This is a genomic window from Spiroplasma alleghenense (genome assembly GCF_003363775.1).
Classification (GTDB): domain Bacteria; phylum Bacillota_I; class Bacilli_A; order Mycoplasmatales; family Mycoplasmataceae; genus Spiroplasma_B; species Spiroplasma_B alleghenense.
This window is the reverse complement of the sequence record NZ_CP031376.1, coordinates 436,056-454,761: the sequence shown is the minus strand read 5'-3', so window position 1 is coordinate 454,761 and position 18,706 is coordinate 436,056. Positions and strand designations below refer to the sequence as shown.

Sequence of the window (18,706 nt, the reverse complement as noted above, 5' to 3'; positions counted from 1 at the left end):
TTAAATGCTCCGTTTGCTAACTATTGAGATAATAAAATAAAAATTTAGCAATGTCAATAGTAGAGTGCTAAATTTTTCATTTTTTAAATTATGTCTAAGAGTATATTATCCATTATTTCATAGCCACGAGGAGTACATTTGAAACCATTGTCCGTTAATTCCAAAAGCTTATTTTCAAAATGAATTTTAAGCTCTGATTGAAAGTAATCTAGAGCCAAGGCACCATCTCTAACTTTGCTAAAATCAATGCCATCAACTAAGCGCAATCCCATCATTATAATTTGAAAATAATACTCTTTTTGAGAAAGTAATTGATCTATCCTTTCTCAATGATTAATATTTCCTTCGTTTTTAGTCAAATAAAGATTATTATTCATTTCAATAAATCCCGCAGCCCCTATACCAACACCTATAAATCTTTGATTATTTCAATAGGATAAATTATGTAATGAAATTTTGTTATTTAAAGAGTAGTTAGAAACTTCGTACCTACAATACCCTAATTCAATTAGTTTGGAGTTAATAATTTCGTCAAAATATTCATCATTTTCTGGTAATTTCTTTTTCAATTTTCCTCAAATGGAGTTTTCTTTTAAAATTAATGAATATCAAGAAATATGGTCCGGTTTTAACTCCTTGATTTTTTCAATATCAACTAAGATGTCATCTTTATTTTGTTCAAATAGGTTATAGATTAAATCAATTGAAATATTTTCAAAACCAATTTTTCTAGCTAACTCTATAACTCTGATTGGTTCCAAATTATCATGGATTCTTCCAATTTTTTTTAAAAGCGGATTGCTAAATGTCTGAATCCCAATGCTCAAGCGATTTACTCCAAACTTTTTGTAGAGTTCTAGTTTATTTTCGCTAACCTTTTCGGGATTTATCTCAATTGTATATTCAATATTTTCTTTAACAAATGGATGTAAAATTTGCAGCATTTTTAAGGTGCATTCTTCATTAAGACAACTTGGAGTTCCTCCTCCAATATAAATTGTTTCCAAATTACCAAGATCATCGCGGTAAGATTCAATTTCTTGTTCTAATTTTTCTAAATATTGCCAGACCTGTTCATCTGATGTTTTTTTGACCTTAACGAAATCACAAAAAAAGCAAATACTATCACAAAATGGTATGTGAACATATAAGCTTTTAACATCTTTTGTAATTAATTCATCATTTGTCATGGTCAACGGAATGGAACCCCTTTTTTCTTCTTAATAATAATTATTGGTATCACAATTACAAAAAGGATTGTAAATAATGTTACAAAGAATATTATCATACAACGTTTATTAGCACCTTTGCGGATTGATTTAATTTCGTTTGGAGGCAATATTTCATATCCATAATAAGAGATTATATTATTTTTACGGATTTTAGTAAAAACAATATTTGCAATATGGATTCCTAAAACTGTCAATAAGCAAGTTATTGTAACAGTAATTTCTGAAGTAAAGTTTTTAAAATTACCTATTTTTCAGAAAAATAAATATATATCAGTTTTACCAGCTTCAAAAGCACTTTGCATACTATAAAGAATTCCAAGAACAATTGACATTATTACATAACTTGTAAAAGCGATTCAATTTAAATAAACAGCTCTAGCAATAATGGCACGATAATTTTTTGTGATAAAATATGGCACTTGCTCATATCCCATTCTCAAGTCCTTTTCATATTTCTTAACGTTTGCATTTAAAAATAACAAATCAGCAATTCCGATTAAAAATAATGAAAGCGAAATAATCATCAAACTAATCATTCAAAAAGGATAAGGAACATTAACTGTTGGTATTCCTCAAATTTTTTGATCTGGATCAGACATACTCAAACCCATTCTTTTAGCCTCAAAATAAGCAGCAGTAAATAAAGAAGTGGTCACGAGACCAATAGTTCCAAAAAGTATTAATAAAACAACACGTGTTTTTTCAAGAAATATTTCTTTTAGAATCTGCTTTGGTATTATTTGAGATGATGAATATTGTTTAGAATATTGCAATTTCTCATTCTTCTCAATCGAACTCGCAGCATTTGGCTCAGAATTATAATTTTGGAAATTTCCATTTGGATTATAGTTTTGAAAATTGGGTGCTTGTTGGAAATTTGGTTGATTTTGTATTTGAGGTTGTAACTGATTTAATTCACACCCAGGAACATCGCAATAACCATTGGCACCATGACCCGCTCCTGAATTTTGATTGTAATTAGTTTGACGAGGAACTTCAATAGGTTTCTGGTAATAATTTTGGCTATTAAAATAACTTGGTTGGGGTGATGGTTGGGGCTCATATGGGTTGTAATCATAATTTCCATAACTAATTGGCTTTTCAAAATCAATTGTTTCCTGGTAATAACGATCACCGTTATAAAAATTAGGTTGTTTAAAACCGCGATTAAAATCGTATCCACTTCCTGCTGGGTATAAACCATCTCTTTGAAGTTTTTTTTGGTACTCTATTTTAGCTGATGACTGGTTATTTTGAATTACTGATTTTTGGTACTCTGAAGTGTCATCAATGTAAGGTGAATTATCATTAAAATTTTGATTTGGATTGTAGTTATTTGGTTGTCTAGGTTCGAAGCGACGAGGTTGAATTACATTTCGATTTTGATTATTATAATCTGCATTATAACCATTATTACTAGGATTAGGATTATTGTAATTATTGTTATTGAAATCGTTATTAAATGCCATTTTGCCGCCCCATTCCTATATTTATATATTTAACCTTATTTTTTACTTTTTTCTATTTTCTTAATTTTTGAAATTTCTCTTTCAAAGTCAATTTGCAGGTCTTCAAATTTATAAAGATCTTTTTCGCTTATTTTTTCTGATTGCTTTTTGTCCCTTAAATATTTACTCTTAGATTTTATGAAGATTGAAATATAAAGCGATAAAAATATCACAGCAAAAACAATGAAAATTAATAAAATTGCTCAAACTGGTACGGAAAAATCAAGAATTTCTAAACTAGTATTGAACAACCATATTTCCATTTAATCTACTCCAATTTGATAAATATCAGATAGCCCTATCATCAATTTATCTCATTATATCATTTTTTTTCCAAAAATCACGACTAATCGGAGTTTTCAACAATGATGCTGATCATCTCTTTTTTTCAATCTTCAATATTAACCTCATTTACAAAATAATTTATAAAATCATCTTTTATACTTACAATAAGCAACTGACTAAAATCATTTTCATTAATGTCATTTTTAGACAAGTATTGTAAAACAATGACTGGATAGTTTGGATTAAACCAAATTGATTCAATTGCTTTTTGGGAAAAACTGACAACATCTTCGGGTCTTTCAAAATTATTAAAAACAAACTTATAAATCTGCATTTCAGTTGGTGATTCTTCAAAAATTTCTTGTTTAACAATTTGCAATTTATTTAAATCTTTGCGATTTTTATCAAGGAGAATCTTGGCTTGCTCTGAAAAAATATTAAAGGCTAGGAATAAATTAATCGCTCCTGTAATTTCCTCTAAAACGAAGTCTATTGTATTATCGTCTAAACTGTTTAAAAACAACCCCAAAGATTCACTCTTACTTTTATTAATCAATTTTAACGCCCCTTAAATGGTTTTGGCTGATTAGCTCCACGACGTTTGTGATCACTACTTTCGTGCAAACTATCAATACGTTTTTTCAAATCTAAATTGCTTGAATCTCCCTCTAAATAACTATCAATTTCTTGATATGAAAAACCAATTTCTTTTTCATCAGTTTGACCTTCTCAAAGTGAAGCGGTCGGTGGTCGCGAAATTATCGAATTAGGAACATTCAATAATTTTCCCAGTTGGCCAACTTCACCTTTTAATAAATGCACTAAAGGCAACAGGTCACAACCTCCGTCACCAAATTTTGTAAAATAACCAATGTGTCATTCCACAGCATTATCAGTTCCTAAAACTAAGTAGTTTTTTGATTGCGCCAATCCATAAAGAGAGCTCATTCTCAAGCGAGCCTTGGTGTTAGCCAATGCTAATTCACTAATTTTTAATCCAGTTCTTTCTAATTCTTCTTTAATGGAAGCGAAAACCGGCTGCAAATCAACTTTAACATTCAATAACTTGTGTTCTTCTATCAATTCATTAACACACTTTAAATCCTCTTGGGATGAAGAAATTGGCATTCAAACAGTTAAATAGTCATTTGGAAAGGCCTCTTTTGCTAATAAACTCACAACTGCTGAGTCAATACCTCCACTTACCCCAACAATAACTCCATCAGCTTTCGCCCTTTTTGTTTCCTCTTGAATAAATTTAACAATTTCATCTTTATAATTCTTTAAATCCATTTTATCCCTCTAATCCATTCATTCTAGTTCAATATCAAATATTTTAACAAAGTCGCCTTTAGCGGCTCCCTTTTCACGTAAAGTTTCATAAACTCCCAACTTTTTCATTTTTTCATTAAAAAGTAGTAGGTTATCATGAGTTGCAATCGGAGTTTTTTGATAAACTTTAAAGACCGGTTCTCCCTTTACTTCTCAACGACCATTACCCAAATTCATAACTTGAATATCTTTTGTTGGAGATTCGAAAGTATAAATTTTAACACCCTCTTTTATTTCATTACCTTTTATTTCTCACAAAGGAATATCCTTAGTGGTTTGCAAAGCATCGGCAATGGCAGTCAAAAGGCTATTAATATTTATTTTTTTAGCTCCTGAAATTTCAATTATTTGGTGATTAGGAAAATGTTCTTTAAAATCAATTATGTTAATTTGAGCTTCAACCAAATCAATTTTATTGGCAACGATAATTTCATGACGTTTTTCCAAGTTTAAGTTATAAGTGATCAATTCATTTCTTATTAATTCATAATTTTTAATTACATCCTCGGTTCCATAATTACCCGACATATCAATGACGTGACAAATAATACGGCATCGCTCGATATGACGTAAAAACTCATGACCAAGTCCTCTACCCAAACTAGCACCCTCAATTAAACCAGGTAAATCTGCAACAGTAAAACTTCTTCCTTGATTATCACGGCTTACTCCAAGCTGAGGATTAATTGTTGTAAAAGGGTAATCAGCCACTTCGGCTTTTGAATTTGAAATAGCTCTTAGTAAAGTAGATTTACCAGCATTTGGTAAACCAACAAACCCTACATCTGCTAAGACTTTTAGTTCTGCACGAATTGAAAACTTCTCACCCAATTCTCCAGCTTCAAAAATAGTCGGAGCTTTATTGCGAGAATTTGCAAAACGAGCATTCCCTTTACCACCTTTACCACCGTGGGCCAGAATAATGGTTTGTCCCTCTTTGGTAAAGTCTGCTAAAATATCTTGATTTTCTTGATTAATCAGAACTGTTCCAACAGGAACTTTAACAAAAATGTCTTTACCATCTTTACCGTGCATATTTTTGATATCGCCTTTTTCACCATCAAAAGCAAAATAATTTTTTTGAAGTTTTAAATCTAATAGTGATGATTTTCCTTCATCTCCGATAAAGATAACATTACCTCCATCACCACCATCACCACCATTGGGACCTCCATTGGCAACAAATAGTTCATGACGAAAACTAACGGCACCATCACCGCCTTTTCCAGCCTTAATATCAAAAAGGGCTACATCAACAAATTTCATTTTTTACCCTCACATTCGTTTATAATTTTATTTCACCATTTAGTAATTGCTCATAGCAAATTTCGCAAGCAAAAGTTGGTATCAAGTTGTCCGCGTTTTCATCATCAAATTGCTGCCAAATTGAAATTGGTTCGTCTAGCATTGCATCTAGATCCTCATCAGATATTTTTGGATTGTTTTCTAAAATATCGTTTGCTATATTGCCAATACTTTCAGGGGCATTAGCAGAAACATATTTAATATCATCGTCCCCACAAAGAGAACAAGTGATACTAAATAATTCCTTCATTATGTTACGCGCATCTTCAAAAATTTTAAAGTCGCTTGATAAAAATGTTTTTTCCATATTTTCTTCCTCTAAATAATATTATAAGAATTAATTAAGTCAACCATTTGATTGAATTTTTGTTCTTCTATTTTAATATTTTCTTCCACTATATTATACCCGATTTCAACCCCTTGTGCCAGAGAAGCCTTGTACCAAATTGCTGCTACTAAAGAATTTAAATCCTCTTGAGCAAAATTAGGAAATGCCAGATAAAAGTAACTATTTAGAATAAATTCACACACATTGAAAAGGCTTGGATTATCGTTATAAACTATTTCTAGGAGTTTCTCGCGTATTAACTTTAAATTATCTAAAGAATCTTGCAAATTGAATTGGCTAGGATTTATGTTGTAAGTACCGTTTTTTTTGACAACCTTAAATTCCTCATTAATATGTTGATCGGCAATAATAAAAATTAAGCAAACTTTATTCTCATCACAATTGTTTCGATTAATTAAAAAATCTTTTAATTCTGGTAAAATTGCTCTAATATTAAATCCTTTCAAAGCCTCAATGGCATTAAGCTGTAGATTTTCATCGACTTGATTTAACATTTTTTTAATCAATTCCAGGTTTCACATTTTTGGGTTCGGATTGCTTTGATTAATTAATCCGCCAACTTCTTGTTGCTGTTTTAATAACTTAGCTTCAAAATCTGCAGGCATATAAGGCATTCTCAATTCAGAATTAATTTGTTCCAAAGCTTCTTGGTATTTTTTATCAGCAATTAGTCCTTCAATCTCAATAATTGTCTGATCATAAAAATCTTTATTCATCAAAGCACCCCCATTTCTCGTTAAATTATATAAAAAAAAGACACATCATTCAATGTGTCAATCAGTTTTTTTATTGGCGCCCACGAGAAGATTCGAACTTCTGACCCTACGCTTAGAAGGCGCATGCTCTATCCTACTGAGCTACGTGGGCAATTCCATATAAATAATAGCATATTTTTAATCAACTATTTTAAAAAAAATGAAATTTCTTAAATTTTGCTTTAAATTTAGGGAATATTTTATCTAGATTAGTTAAAACTAAGGACTACTTTTTTGATTTCTTCAATTGCTCTATTTGAATAGGCCTGTTTTTTATCCTCTTTACGGGCTTTGGCTTGGCTGAGAGGCAAACTAGCAACTATGCTTCAGTTGGCCTTCATTGGTTGAAAATTTTCAGAACTAGTAGTGTTTATGTAATTAATAAGGCCCCCAATTACTGTTGTTGTTGGTATTTGAATCATTGGTTTGTTTTCCAATAAATTAATTAAGTTTTTCGCAGCAATAATTCCAGTAGCAGCCGACTCAACATATCCCTCCACTCCTGTAATTTGACCAGCAAAAAAGATATTTTCTTGAGCTTTCATTTGCAAAAAATGATTCAAAATTTTAGGGGAATTAATAAAATTATTTAGATGCATAACTCCATATCTGACAAATTCTGCTTTTTCTAGTCCTGGAATTAATTGAAAGACTCGTTTTTGTTCGGGTCATTTTAAATTAGTTTGGAAACCCACCATATTATATAAATCATCAATCGCATTATCTTGACGCAACTGAACAACGGCAAAATTTGGTGAACCATCAAGATTTCTTAGTCCAGCTGGTTTTAAAGGGCCAAACAGCATTGTTTTATAGCCACGTTTGGCCATACCTTCAATTGGCATACAACCTTCAAAATACTTCAAGGCCTTATCTTTTTCTAAATGACCCTCCATTACTTCTGCTTTGATTAATTCTTGATAAAATTTTTTAAATTGTTCCTCATTCATTGGACAGTTAATGTAATCCTGGGTATCACCCTTTTCGTAACGATTCTTTTTAAATGCTATCTCCATATTAATGGAATCTTTTTTGATAATTGGAGCTACTGCATCATAAAAATAAAAATAGTCCTTTCCAATAAGGTTTTGAATTTCTTTTTGCAACGATGATGTTGTAAGTGGACCGGTTGCAATAATTGTTGGAATTAATGTATCTATTTTTTCAACCTCTTGGTTAATTATGGTAATATTTGGATCATTTTCAATTAAATTAGTAATGTAATTAGAAAAGTTTTCTCGATCAACTGCCAGCGATCCTCCAGCTGGCAATTTGTTTTTTTCAGCTGCCTTGATTATTAAAGAATCAAATTGACGCATTTCTTCTTTTAGTGTTCCTACTGCATTTTTTAAATCATCACTGCGTAAAGAATTTGAACAAACTAATTCTGCAAATGAATTTAAATTTTGAACAGGATTACGTTGTAATCTTTTTACCTCATAAAGATTGACCTTAATACCCTTTTTAGATAATTGGTAAGCTGCCTCACATCCTGCAAGACCAGCCCCAATTACATTAACATATGATTTCATTAATTTAGTATAACATTTTTTTTACAAAAAAATAAAACTCGACCAAAAATGTCGAGTTTTATTTTTAATTATTTTCCTAAAGTTGTAATTGAGATTAAAGTTAATCCAATTGAGTAACAAATTGAGGTTAGCACCAAAGATGCACCTGCAAGAGCTCCAAGAACACCAGTTCCTGACCCTTTACCTCAAAATAAGAAGAATGTATCGTTGGCAACTCCAGCACTTGTTAAAATTAAAAGTGCTAAAATCACCGATGCCACTGAAACTGTAATTCAACCTAAATATTTTTGAGATTTAAACATCCCAATAACTCCGTTAACAATTACTGCTCCCAATAAAGCTAGGTAGATTACTCCCCCAACAACAGCTACAGCTCCCCCAGATTTTGATACAAATAAGTTTGTGATTCCTAAAATAAAAGCAATCGCTGATCAAACTATGATTAATATACTACCAAATTTTTTCATATTTTCTCCTCTAATCCATTAATCCGGCTTTATACAGTTCCTGGAAATGACCAGGTTTGTTTTTTAATTCATCAAAAGTACCACTTTGGGCAGCTCCGATTCCTTTGGCCAACACTATAATTTTATCAGAATTTTTAATCGTACTTAAGCGGTGAGCAATCGAAATTGTTGTACGACCTTTCATCAATTCTTCTAAATTTGCTTGAATTTCTTTTTCAACAATATTATCCAAAGCACTAGTTGCTTCATCAAGAATTAAAAGTTCTGGATCCTTTAAAAACATTCTAGCAATTACTAAACGTTGCTTTTGACCCCCAGATAACATAAATCCACGTTCACCTAAGATGGTTTGGTACCCATCTGGTCAAGTACTTACTAGTTCGTGTAATTCAGCTTTTTTAGCCGCCTCGTAAACTTGTTCGTCTGTTGCGTCAAAACGACCATAACGAATGTTATCAAGGACATCTCCGAATAAAATTTGTGGTTCTTGTTCAACATAACCAACTTTATCCAAGTAACTTGAAAGTTGCACTTCTTTTAAATCATGTTTTGAGTTAATTAACACTTGCCCTTCTGAAGGATCATAGAATCTTAGCAACAGTTTTGAAATTGTTGATTTACCAACACCAGTTTCTCCAACAAAAGCATAACTTTTACCTTTTTCAAAAGTAATGTTGAATTTTGGTAAAATTACTTGTTCGGGTTTTTCAGGATATGCAAAGACTACATCTTTGAAAACAATATCCCCATCAATATGTTCGATGTGAATCCCTTCATTTGGGTCATAGTGAGGGTTAATAATTGATTTTGAATTAATAATAGCATAAATTCTTTGTGAAGAAGTTGAAGCTGATGCTAGACCAACAGCTACCCTTACCATTTGCATTAGCGGACCAATCATAGTTCCAACCCCAGAAATAAATGAAGTTAGAGCGACTGAAAGAACGGCAACATTATCATGATATCTAAGTGCTGCTGCAATTATTATAACAATTTGAATTGAAGAAATTCCAGCAATCATAATTGTAATCATAATTGCTTGCATGTTAACTAATTTTTTAGATTTGTTGTAGTAGTCCTTATGAACTTCTTTAAATCTTTCAGTTTCATATTCTTCAGTTCCTGAAGCCTTGATTAATCTTACAGTATTAATTCTATCAGTAACATCTCCGTTAATACTTGTGATTGAACTTCTAACTCTAAACATCATTTTTTTAACAATTGTAAATGAACCAAAGATTGTTATTAAAATTATTAACATTGCTGAAACAACTACTAAAGTTAAGAAACCATTAATTGTTGACATTACAATCAATGAACCAAAGAATGTAAAAATTGCTGACAACATAGTTACCGGAACTTGTTGAGCTTGCTCTCCAATAATTTGAGTATCTGAAACAATTTTAGTTAGAATTTCTCCAATTTTTTTATCTGAGTAGTAACTCATATCTTGTTTTACTAATTTTTCAAGTGATTTATTTCTTAGACTAATTTCAACTCTTTTTCCCATTAGTCCTGCTAAGAAGTTTGAAATAAATGTAAAAACTGCAATAAATCCAAAAAGAACTAATTGAACATAAATTCATCCAGTTCAAGTTAATTCCATTCCGAATAAATTTGAAAAGTATACTAAATCTTCTCCAACAAATTTAGCCGAAATAAATGAATATGTTTTATGGATGAATTCATTAAATTGGCTCAAATTTCCCGAGTCAATTACCCCTCCAAAGGCATTTTCTAATTGACCTGCCATTAAAGTTCCCATTAATCTTTCAGTAATTTTTGGTCCTAAAACTGTCGCAATTGACGAAAGTAATGTTACTAAAATTATCGAAAATGTGATTATTCAATATTGTTTAAAATATCCTGAAAGTAATCCAAAAAATGATTTACGGTCTTTTTTGGTAATTATTTCTTCAGCACGATCGTTGGCAGCTTTGATAGCTTCTTGTTCGTTTTTAATTACGTTTTTCTCCATGATATATCCCTTCATATTTTTGTAAATTTTTACTCTTGTAATATAATACTACTTTTATAATTTTAATTAAAGAAAATTTTTATTTTTTATAAATTTTTTTAACCCTCAAAGTAAAAATACCGCTGATAGCGGTATTTACATAGTATTTAATATTTCAGCACCTGATTCTACCAGTATTGCTCCATTCTTAATCAAATAATTAGAACGTGATTTTGTAAAAATTTCTTCTGGTAAGGCAAAGATGCTTTTACCATAATCAATTAGGAGCGTGATTGTGTTGTTGAATAAGGCTTCATTTTCACCACCGATTACCAAGGCCGCTTTTGAAAGCCCAGCAAAAACCCTTTCAAAATTTTGAATGGAGTTTTGGAAAGAGAAATCGTAAAATTCTGAAATGATTAGTAATGAATCAAAACCGCGATATTTTTTTATCAACTCCAAATTAGTGTCAAGAAATTCTTGCAAGGGACTGCTGATTATTATAATCAGGTTTCCCTTAGGATTCAAAAGTTCTTCAATATTCTTATTGATTTTTTTATCAATTTGAATTATTAATATCGGACTATTTTTGTAAAAGAATTTCATAAAATTTTTTAAGGCCTTAAATTGATACTTGCTAAGATCATTTTTAACAAGCAAACCAATTGAGCGATAATACTGGTTTATTAAATCAATATTTCCATAATGGACTAATACAAACGGTGGTCTATCGATTTCTTTTAAAGCATCAGGGAATTTAGGATCAACAATTGTAATAGTTTTGCTAATAATTTCCTCCGTGACTATTTCAAAATCACCAATACTGATTTTTTCTTTATTTCTTATTGCATTGAAAACAGATTCCCATGCCCCTGAATATTTTAAAAAGAAATATATTATGACTTTATCCACTAATTTAAATAAATAATTTTGCTAGCGACAATCTCATTTGCAAAAGTTGATAATTCACCGTTTGCAAAAGATCTGATATGACCTTCAATACCTAAATAGGCTTGGTCATGAAGACTGTATTCGTCCAAAATTGTATTTGATCAGGCTTTGATATTTATAAAATCATCTGTGATTTCCCCTGCCTTGTTTTTAAAAGGTTTGGGTGTTCTTAGGATGAATTTATAAAGTTTTTTTAAACCGTCATTTGAAGTATAAACCACTTGGGGTTCACCTTCCATTTGACCTATGACAATTACATTGTTCATTCTTTTTTCCTCCTAAACTATTTCGTGAAAAAATAGCTCAAAATTGATATTTTTTAAAAAAATAAAACCAGAGTCCAACTTTGTGTTAGACTCTGGTTTAGCAGATATTTTTAAATATTTAAAAATTTATTTAATTCATTGTTAAGTTTTTTAAATTTAGCTTCGGCTTTGCTCATATTTTTATCAACAACCACATAGTAAATTTTAATTTTTGGTTCAGTACCACTCGGGCGAACCGCTAATCAAGAATTGTCATCAAAGTAGAATTTCAGTAAGTCTTGACCTGGCATATTATAAAGACCATCAATGTAATCTTCAATATTTTCAACCACTAATCCACCAAGACTTGTGAAAGGTTCATTACGAAGTTTTTTCATAATTGGATCAACTTTTGATTTCATTTCCTCTGGCTTAAAGTTTAAATTAATTGTATCTGTGTAATAGTATCCAAATTTTTTATAAATTTCATCCAAAACATCAAATAGAGTTTTGTTTTGAGTTTTATAAAATCAGGTAGCCTCACTTAACATGATTGCAGCTTGAATTCCGTCTTTATCACGAGTTGATGAGTCTAGAACATAACCAAAAGATTCTTCATAGGCAAAAACAAAATTCAAACCTCTTTCAGATTCTTTTAGGATTTCTGAACCCATTCACTTAAATCCAGTTAAAGTTTTAATAACCTTAACACCGTATTCCTCATTAGCAATTCGATCACCCAAGTCACTGGTTACAAAACTTGAGTATAAAGCTGGGTTTTCAGGAATTGTTTGACTCAGTTTTTGTTGGCTAAGTTTCCAATTAATCAATAAAGCTCCTGTTTCATTTCCACTTAGTCTCACATATTCAGATGGTTTTTTAGGATCTGGAATAGCAATTCCGATTCTGTCCGCATCTGGATCATTAATAACAATCAAATCAGCCTTGTGTTTAACAGCGTATTTAATCGGAATTTCTCAAGCCGGTGCAAATTCAGGATTTGGATTACCAACATTTTTAAATGTAGGATCTTCAAATGCATGTTCTTCTACTTGAATTACATCATAGCCATACTTTTCAAGTAATGGTGGTGCAAATTCAATACCAGTTCCGTTTACATTTGAATAAACGATTTTAAAATTATCACGAGAAGACTTTTTGTAAAACTGCAGATTCGCAACCATTTCTTTATAAGAACCGATTGCTGATTCCCCAACAGTTTCAAGCAGTTTATCATTTGATTTATAAGTTCAACCAATTATATCTTCTATTGTTTCCATTTCGGCAGCAATAACGTCAGTGTCTTCTGGCATAAGTTGACAACCAAATTCGTCATAGATTTTATAACCGTTATATTGAGCCGGATTGTGACTAGCAGTAATAACGATTCCTCCAATGCAGTTTAAGTGCTTTGTAGCAAAACTTACAACCGGAGTTGGTTTCATTGCATTATTTTCGAATAAATAAGCTTTTATTCCAAAACTAGTTAATATTTCAGCGACTAAATTTGAAAATTCTGCTGATTGATGACGATTGTCATGACCAATCACAACTCCACAATTTAAATCATTTGGATATTTTTTAATTAATAATTTAGCATAACTAATTGTTACTTTTTTGACAGTATATTGATTAAAACGACCGGGACCTGCACCCAGGATACCTCTAATTCCTGCTGTTCCAAATTCTAGTTCTAATCCAAAAGCTGCTGCTAGCTCTTCATCACTTGCAGTTGTTAATTGTTCTTTTATTTTTGAATCTAAAAAATTATGTTCCATTCAAGATTTATAAATTTCGTTTTCCTTATTAAATTTCATATAACTGACCTCTTTCAATATTTGTTTAATTGGTTTATAAGATTTTCGATGAATTGGAAGTACTCCCAATTCTTTTACCAAAGCTTGGTGCTTTAGCGTACAGTACCCCTTGTGCTTATCAAATTCATACAAAGGGTATTTTTCATGAAATAATTTCATTATGTTATCTCGAGTAACTTTGGCAACAATGCTTGCAGCAGCAATCGATTGGCTTAAGTAATCCCCTTTTATTAAAGATAAAACTTCAATATTATTAATAACAATTTTTTCAGCATCAACTAAAGCTAATTGCGGTTTTGTTTTTAGCTTCTCAATCGTTTTTACCATCCCCTGACGACTAGCCTGCTTAGGATTGATCAAATCAACTTCTTCATTGTCAATAATATCAACCTCTCAGCAAATTGCCTGAGAAATAATTTCTTGGTATAAGATTTCGCGTTGATTAGAATTTAAAAGTTTAGAATCTTTAATTTCATAATTTTGATATCCCTTTGGCAAAATTACAGAAGCTACAACCACAGGACCTGCCATTGCTCCACGACCTGCCTCATCGGTACCCGAAATTACATCAACATTGTATTGTGTTTTAACTTCTTTGTCGAAACTAACCAGGGCATCGCTTGGTTGCTTTTTACTAATATGCTTCATTTTTTAAAAAATCTGGATTTTCAAAAGAAATATTTTCAAGTTTATTTTTGAAAAGATCACTAATAAATAACTCCATTACTCTTTCGATATCCCAAACTCCCTCGACCACAATTCACTGATTTTTTTGAGCTAGTGACTCTAAAATCTTCACTGAGTCGTCCAAAGATAAAGGCTTATTAAAATAGAATTTTTCTTGAAAAAATTTTTCTAATGTTTCTTGGTAATTGTTATAAAGATTTTGAATCAATAAACAAACAAACCTCTCTTTAGGAATAACTTCTCGCTTAATTGCATTAATCGCAGCTAAATTTATAGCTTCCTTTTCGTTAGCAAATCTTGCCGGTAGAATTCCTGGAGTATCTATCAAGGTAATATTTTTATCCAAGTTAATTCTTTGCATTCCGCGAGTTACTCCTGGTTTGTTTCCAATTTTCAATTCCTTACCCTTGGCTAATCTAGATATAACTGTGGATTTTCCAACGTTAGGAACTCCTATAACCAAAGCATTGATTTGCGGATTTACAATACCTCGGTTTTTATCCCTGTTTTGTTTTTCGAAAGTAATTGTGTTTATTAATTTAATTATTTCAGAAATAATAGGAACTGTCTTATTTTTAATTAAGTAGACATAGTTACCATTTGCTTCAAAATAATCTTTTCATTGCTTAACAACATTAGCATCGGCTAGATCGCATTTAGTAAAAACCAGCAGTTTACTCTTATTGGTAAGAATTTTTTTAAAAATAGGATTTTGAGAAGAATAAGGTGCTCGGGCGTCAACAATCTCAATAATCAGATCAACAACCGGGATTTGTTTTTGAATTTCCTTTATTGCTTTATTCATATGACCGGGAAATCAATTAAAACTAGCCTTTTCTAAATCCATTAATTCACCCCTTTACTAATATATTTTATATGATTTTTACTAATTTATGACAAAATCAAATTAATTATTTATTTTTAAAATTAAACTAAAAAGCTGTTTTATAAAATTTAATAAAAAAACCATTTTAGAGTTTTAACTAAAATGGCATTAATTATTTATTTTATTTTTTTTCTACTGGTTTATTTTTAACAGGTTTAGCTGTAACAATTTCTTTAATACGAGCTGCTTTTCCTGATAATTTTCTAATGTAGTAAATTCTAGCACGACGTACACGTCCTCTTTTTAATACTTCAATAGAATCGATGATTGGTGAGTGTAATGGGAAAGTTCTCTCCACTGCAACACCATTTGAAATTTTTCTTACGATAACCGAGAATGAAATTCCACTTCCTTGAGTTTTAATTACTAAACCTTCAAATGCTTGAATACGGAATTTTTCTCCTTCTTTAATTTTAACGTTAACTTTAATTGTGTCTCCTGATGAAAATTTTGGTAAATCTTCACGCAATTGAGCTGTCATAAAGTCTGATGTTAATTTAGACAATGCGTTCATTATTTGTCTCCTTTCATTTTAATTTTTTTATAAATTGTTTTTTGGTAATCTGATAAATTATTTTCAACAATAATATCAGGGCGTTGTTTAATTGTTTTAAGTAGCGCTGCTTCTTCTCTGAAATTTTGAATATTTTTATGGTGACCGGATGTCAGGACTTCAGGAACTTGAAACCCCTCGAAATTCAGCGGTTTTGTATAAACCGGAAAATCAAGTAAATCATTTTCAAAACTTTCTTGTTCATGACTAGAATCATCAATTACTCCGGGGGTAATCCTAATTAGAGAATCAATTATTACCAAGGCGGCTAACTCTCCACCAGTAATTATAAAATCTCCGATTGAAACTTCCATATCAATATAATTTAGAATTCTTTCGTCAAAACCCTCATAATGACCAGCGATCAAAATAATGTGCTCTTTACTAAGATTAAACTCTCTAGCTATTTTTTGATTTCAAGTCTTCCCTTGAGGTGTAAGCAATATTTTCAAACTATCTTTAGTTTCAACACTGCGAATGGCTTTTACAAGTGGTTCTATCATTAGAACCATTCCTCTACCACCGCCAAATTGATAATCGTCAACTTGTTTTTGTGGTGAAGTTGCAAAATTTCTAATATCAATAATTTCTACTTCAACTTGATTTTTTTCAAGCGCTCGCTTCATAATTGATTCGCCCAAGTAACTGCTTATCATATTAGGAAATAATGTCAATATAGAAAATTTCATTATAACAGCTCCTTAAGATTTTGTAAAAAAATTTTTTGTGAAACTTCATCAATATCTACAACAAATCTTTCAACCATAGGAACAAGAATGCTTTGATCAGAATTGAAATATTTTACTCTTAAAACTTTTTGAGCAGTATTGTTTAATTCTTCAATAACCTCTCCGAATAATTTTTCTTCAAAGTAAACTTTAAAATTAATGCTATTTTTAACTTCGGAAACTAATTGATTATTTTTTTTAATTAATACATACTTACCTAATATTTCTTGAATCTCATTAATTGAATTATAGTCATACAACTTAACAATTAAATGATTATTTTTATAAAAACTTCTTTCAACAACTGCGGGAATTATTTGAGTTTCTGAACCGCTTAAAAAAATTGTTGCATTATCTCAATTTGAATTATCTATAAAATTACTATCAATTTTAAATTTTAATTCACCTTTTATTCCGTGACTTGTTGAAATTTTACCAACTTGAATTAATTCATTTCTAATATCCACTATAAACCTCAAAAATAATTTCTAAACGATTATTTGGAGTAACTGAATTGGTTTTAAAACTGATTATTTCTTGAATAGCTTCAAATATTTCAGTTGCAGGTCTAAGGGAGTCATCGACGACTTCTTGATCTACTACTACCAAATATTTTATTTCTAAATCGGATTTAGATATATCTCTAATTTCGAAATAGTTTTCATCCAAGAAAATGCTTTTCAAGATTAATTTTAATTCCTTTAAAAACACTTACTTACTTCCTGCTTCAAAGTTATTTCTTTGCTTTTTCAAGAGCTTTTTTATTTTCTAATTTGGTGTTATGAAATTCAGTCATAATTCCTTGTTTAGAAAAAATATTTCTAACAGTATCTGTTGGTTGAGCTCCATCATTTAATCATTTTAGAGCTACTTCTTTTTTAACTGTCACTTCCCCATTAATTGGGTTATAAGTTCCAACCAATTCGATGTATTCTCCATCACGCTTAACACGAGCATCTGAAGCCACAATTCTGTAAAAAGCTGCTCTTTTTTTACCAGCTCTTTTTAATCTTAACTTTACCATTTTTACCTCCTTATTTAAATACTAAAATATCATATATTATTCAAAGTATGTTGTCAAGGTTTTTTACTTGACAAGTTTTATTTGTGGTACTTCTCATTATTTATTATTTTAAAACTGCGATATATTTGTTCCAAAAGCATTATCCTTAAAAGTTGATGTGGAAAGGTATTTTTACCTAAACTAATTTTAGAGAAGTTGTTTTTAAATTCTATTGTAAATCCTTCGCTGGGGCCGATAATTAGAGCAATTTTACCTGACTTAAAATTTTTATTATTAGCAAAAATTGCTGACAAATTTTCTGAATCATAATTAGTCCCTAAGTTGTCCAATAGAAATACCTCATATCCGTATTTCAATTTTTCTAAGCTATTTTTAATCATATTTTCGTGATTTTTTGTATTTTTATTCGAGTCAGAAGAAGTTGATTCTGTTAGTTCCAATATTTCGATTTGAGCATAATTTTTTAAACGGTTTTGATAGTCATTTCCAGCTTCTCTAAAATAGTTTTTATCCATTTTACCAAATGTTATTAATTTAATTTTCATACTAACTCCTATAATTAATATTATTGTATCAATATATTTTAGTTAATTAAATAGGTACGAAAAAGTTGATATAATCATTATAGAAACGAGGTAATATGAAATATATCTGATTTAAAAAAAATGAAAACTCTCATGCTTGAGAAAAAGCCAAAGAGTTGCGAATTCAAGTTTTTTGTGTTGAACAAGAAGTTGATACTAGCTTAGAAATTGATGAAACCGACGAGACCGCATGACATTTATTAGTTGAGGAAAACGATGAGGTAATCGGAGTTGGTAGAATTTTTGTTAGAAAACAAAAACTTTATGGATTAGGACGCTTGGCAATCAATATAAAACATCGAGGAAAAGGTTTAAGCGCCCCAATTATTAAGGAGATGATTGAAAAGGTCAAGGAACTAAATGGTGAGGAAATTTTAATTCATGCTCAAGCATATATTCAAAAAATGTATGAAAAAAACGGATTTAAAGTAACGACCGGAGAAGTGTTTGATGAAGATGGAATCGATCACATTGAAATGATTTACAAAATAGTTTAATAAACATTTAGA

General features: G+C 30.5%; 22 protein-coding genes and 1 tRNA gene. 1 reads left to right on the top strand and 22 read right to left on the bottom strand.

Annotation, left to right across the window (positions count from 1 at the left end):
- Positions 1 to 83: 83 nt before the first annotated feature.
- From hemW to SALLE_RS01985, 22 genes are all read right to left on the bottom strand, one after another.
- Positions 84 to 1,190 (bottom strand): radical SAM family heme chaperone HemW, encoded by a 1,107-nt coding sequence (gene hemW, locus SALLE_RS02095; protein ID WP_115557984.1) that lies wholly within the window; start codon positions 1,188 to 1,190, stop codon positions 84 to 86.
- Entirely contained in the window at positions 1,172 to 2,701 is a 1,530-nt protein-coding gene (locus SALLE_RS02090; RefSeq protein ID WP_115557983.1) for an MSC_0882 family membrane protein, read from the bottom strand. Before SALLE_RS02090 ends, hemW begins: the two co-directional genes overlap by 19 nt.
- A 35-nt stretch (positions 2,702 to 2,736) precedes the next feature.
- Positions 2,737 to 3,003, bottom strand: coding sequence for a TIGR04561 family membrane protein (locus SALLE_RS02085; protein ID WP_115557982.1), 267 nt, complete (start codon positions 3,001 to 3,003; stop codon positions 2,737 to 2,739).
- Between the two features lie 83 nt (positions 3,004 to 3,086).
- Entirely contained in the window at positions 3,087 to 3,581 is a 495-nt protein-coding gene (locus tag SALLE_RS02080) for a hypothetical protein (RefSeq protein ID WP_115557981.1), read from the bottom strand.
- Positions 3,582 to 3,583: 2 nt separating this feature from the next.
- A complete protein-coding gene (gene nadE, locus SALLE_RS02075) occupies positions 3,584 to 4,318 on the bottom strand; it encodes an NAD(+) synthase (RefSeq protein ID WP_115557980.1) in 735 nt (244 codons plus the stop codon).
- Between the two features lie 9 nt (positions 4,319 to 4,327).
- A complete protein-coding gene (obgE, locus tag SALLE_RS02070) occupies positions 4,328 to 5,623 on the bottom strand; it encodes a GTPase ObgE (protein WP_115557979.1) in 1,296 nt (431 codons plus the stop codon).
- 19 nt (positions 5,624 to 5,642) lie between these two features.
- Complete coding sequence (locus SALLE_RS02065) at positions 5,643 to 5,969, bottom strand: hypothetical protein (RefSeq protein ID WP_115557978.1); 327 nt, start codon at positions 5,967 to 5,969, stop codon at positions 5,643 to 5,645.
- A gap of 11 nt (positions 5,970 to 5,980) precedes the next feature.
- Positions 5,981 to 6,727, bottom strand: coding sequence for a DUF3196 family protein (locus SALLE_RS02060; protein WP_115557977.1), 747 nt, complete (start codon positions 6,725 to 6,727; stop codon positions 5,981 to 5,983).
- A 74-nt stretch (positions 6,728 to 6,801) separates the two neighbouring features.
- Positions 6,802 to 6,878 (bottom strand) — tRNA-Arg (locus tag SALLE_RS02055).
- A 97-nt stretch (positions 6,879 to 6,975) separates the two neighbouring features.
- Positions 6,976 to 8,298: a methylenetetrahydrofolate--tRNA-(uracil(54)-C(5))-methyltransferase (FADH(2)-oxidizing) TrmFO gene (gene trmFO, locus SALLE_RS02050; protein WP_115557976.1), complete on the bottom strand. Its 1,323-nt coding sequence runs from the start codon at positions 8,296 to 8,298 to the stop codon at positions 6,976 to 6,978.
- Between the two features lie 68 nt (positions 8,299 to 8,366).
- A complete protein-coding gene (locus SALLE_RS02045; RefSeq protein ID WP_115557975.1) occupies positions 8,367 to 8,765 on the bottom strand; it encodes a hypothetical protein in 399 nt (132 codons plus the stop codon).
- 10 nt (positions 8,766 to 8,775) lie between these two features.
- Positions 8,776 to 10,743 (bottom strand): ABC transporter ATP-binding protein, encoded by a 1,968-nt coding sequence (locus SALLE_RS02040; RefSeq protein WP_115557974.1) that lies wholly within the window; start codon positions 10,741 to 10,743, stop codon positions 8,776 to 8,778.
- 135 nt (positions 10,744 to 10,878) lie between these two features.
- Positions 10,879 to 11,634, bottom strand: a complete 756-nt coding sequence (locus SALLE_RS02035; RefSeq protein ID WP_162807928.1) for a DNA-processing protein DprA — start codon at positions 11,632 to 11,634, stop codon at positions 10,879 to 10,881.
- Positions 11,634 to 11,939 (bottom strand): single-stranded DNA-binding protein, encoded by a 306-nt coding sequence (locus tag SALLE_RS02030; RefSeq protein ID WP_115557972.1) that lies wholly within the window; start codon positions 11,937 to 11,939, stop codon positions 11,634 to 11,636. Before SALLE_RS02030 ends, SALLE_RS02035 begins: the two co-directional genes overlap by 1 nt.
- 110 nt (positions 11,940 to 12,049) lie before the next feature.
- A complete protein-coding gene (locus SALLE_RS02025; RefSeq protein WP_245886021.1) occupies positions 12,050 to 14,383 on the bottom strand; it encodes a ribonuclease HII in 2,334 nt (777 codons plus the stop codon).
- Positions 14,370 to 15,269, bottom strand: coding sequence for a ribosome biogenesis GTPase YlqF (ylqF, locus tag SALLE_RS02015; RefSeq protein WP_115557971.1), 900 nt, complete (start codon positions 15,267 to 15,269; stop codon positions 14,370 to 14,372). Before ylqF ends, SALLE_RS02025 begins: the two co-directional genes overlap by 14 nt.
- Before the next feature lie 160 nt (positions 15,270 to 15,429).
- Positions 15,430 to 15,822, bottom strand: coding sequence for a 50S ribosomal protein L19 (gene rplS / locus SALLE_RS02010; RefSeq protein ID WP_115557970.1), 393 nt, complete (start codon positions 15,820 to 15,822; stop codon positions 15,430 to 15,432).
- Positions 15,822 to 16,550 (bottom strand): tRNA (guanosine(37)-N1)-methyltransferase TrmD, encoded by a 729-nt coding sequence (trmD, locus tag SALLE_RS02005; protein WP_115557969.1) that lies wholly within the window; start codon positions 16,548 to 16,550, stop codon positions 15,822 to 15,824. Before trmD ends, rplS begins: the two co-directional genes overlap by 1 nt.
- Positions 16,550 to 17,056, bottom strand: a complete 507-nt coding sequence (rimM, locus tag SALLE_RS02000; protein WP_162807927.1) for a ribosome maturation factor RimM — start codon at positions 17,054 to 17,056, stop codon at positions 16,550 to 16,552. Before rimM ends, trmD begins: the two co-directional genes overlap by 1 nt.
- The gene (locus SALLE_RS01995) at positions 17,046 to 17,300 is read right to left on the bottom strand and encodes a hypothetical protein (protein WP_115557967.1); all 255 of its coding nucleotides are present in this window, start codon (positions 17,298 to 17,300) and stop codon (positions 17,046 to 17,048) included. The genes rimM and SALLE_RS01995 overlap by 11 nt, the downstream gene beginning before the upstream one ends.
- A gap of 22 nt (positions 17,301 to 17,322) precedes the next feature.
- Complete coding sequence (gene rpsP / locus SALLE_RS01990; RefSeq protein WP_115557966.1) at positions 17,323 to 17,613, bottom strand: 30S ribosomal protein S16; 291 nt, start codon at positions 17,611 to 17,613, stop codon at positions 17,323 to 17,325.
- A 77-nt stretch (positions 17,614 to 17,690) separates the two neighbouring features.
- The gene (locus SALLE_RS01985) at positions 17,691 to 18,158 is read right to left on the bottom strand and encodes a 23S rRNA (pseudouridine(1915)-N(3))-methyltransferase RlmH (RefSeq protein WP_115557965.1); all 468 of its coding nucleotides are present in this window, start codon (positions 18,156 to 18,158) and stop codon (positions 17,691 to 17,693) included.
- Between the two features lie 95 nt (positions 18,159 to 18,253).
- Here SALLE_RS01985 and SALLE_RS01980 point away from each other — a divergent pair, with 95 nt between their 5' ends.
- Positions 18,254 to 18,694, top strand: a complete 441-nt coding sequence (locus tag SALLE_RS01980; protein WP_115557964.1) for a GNAT family N-acetyltransferase — start codon at positions 18,254 to 18,256, stop codon at positions 18,692 to 18,694.
- The last annotated feature ends 12 nt before the right edge of the window (positions 18,695 to 18,706 follow it).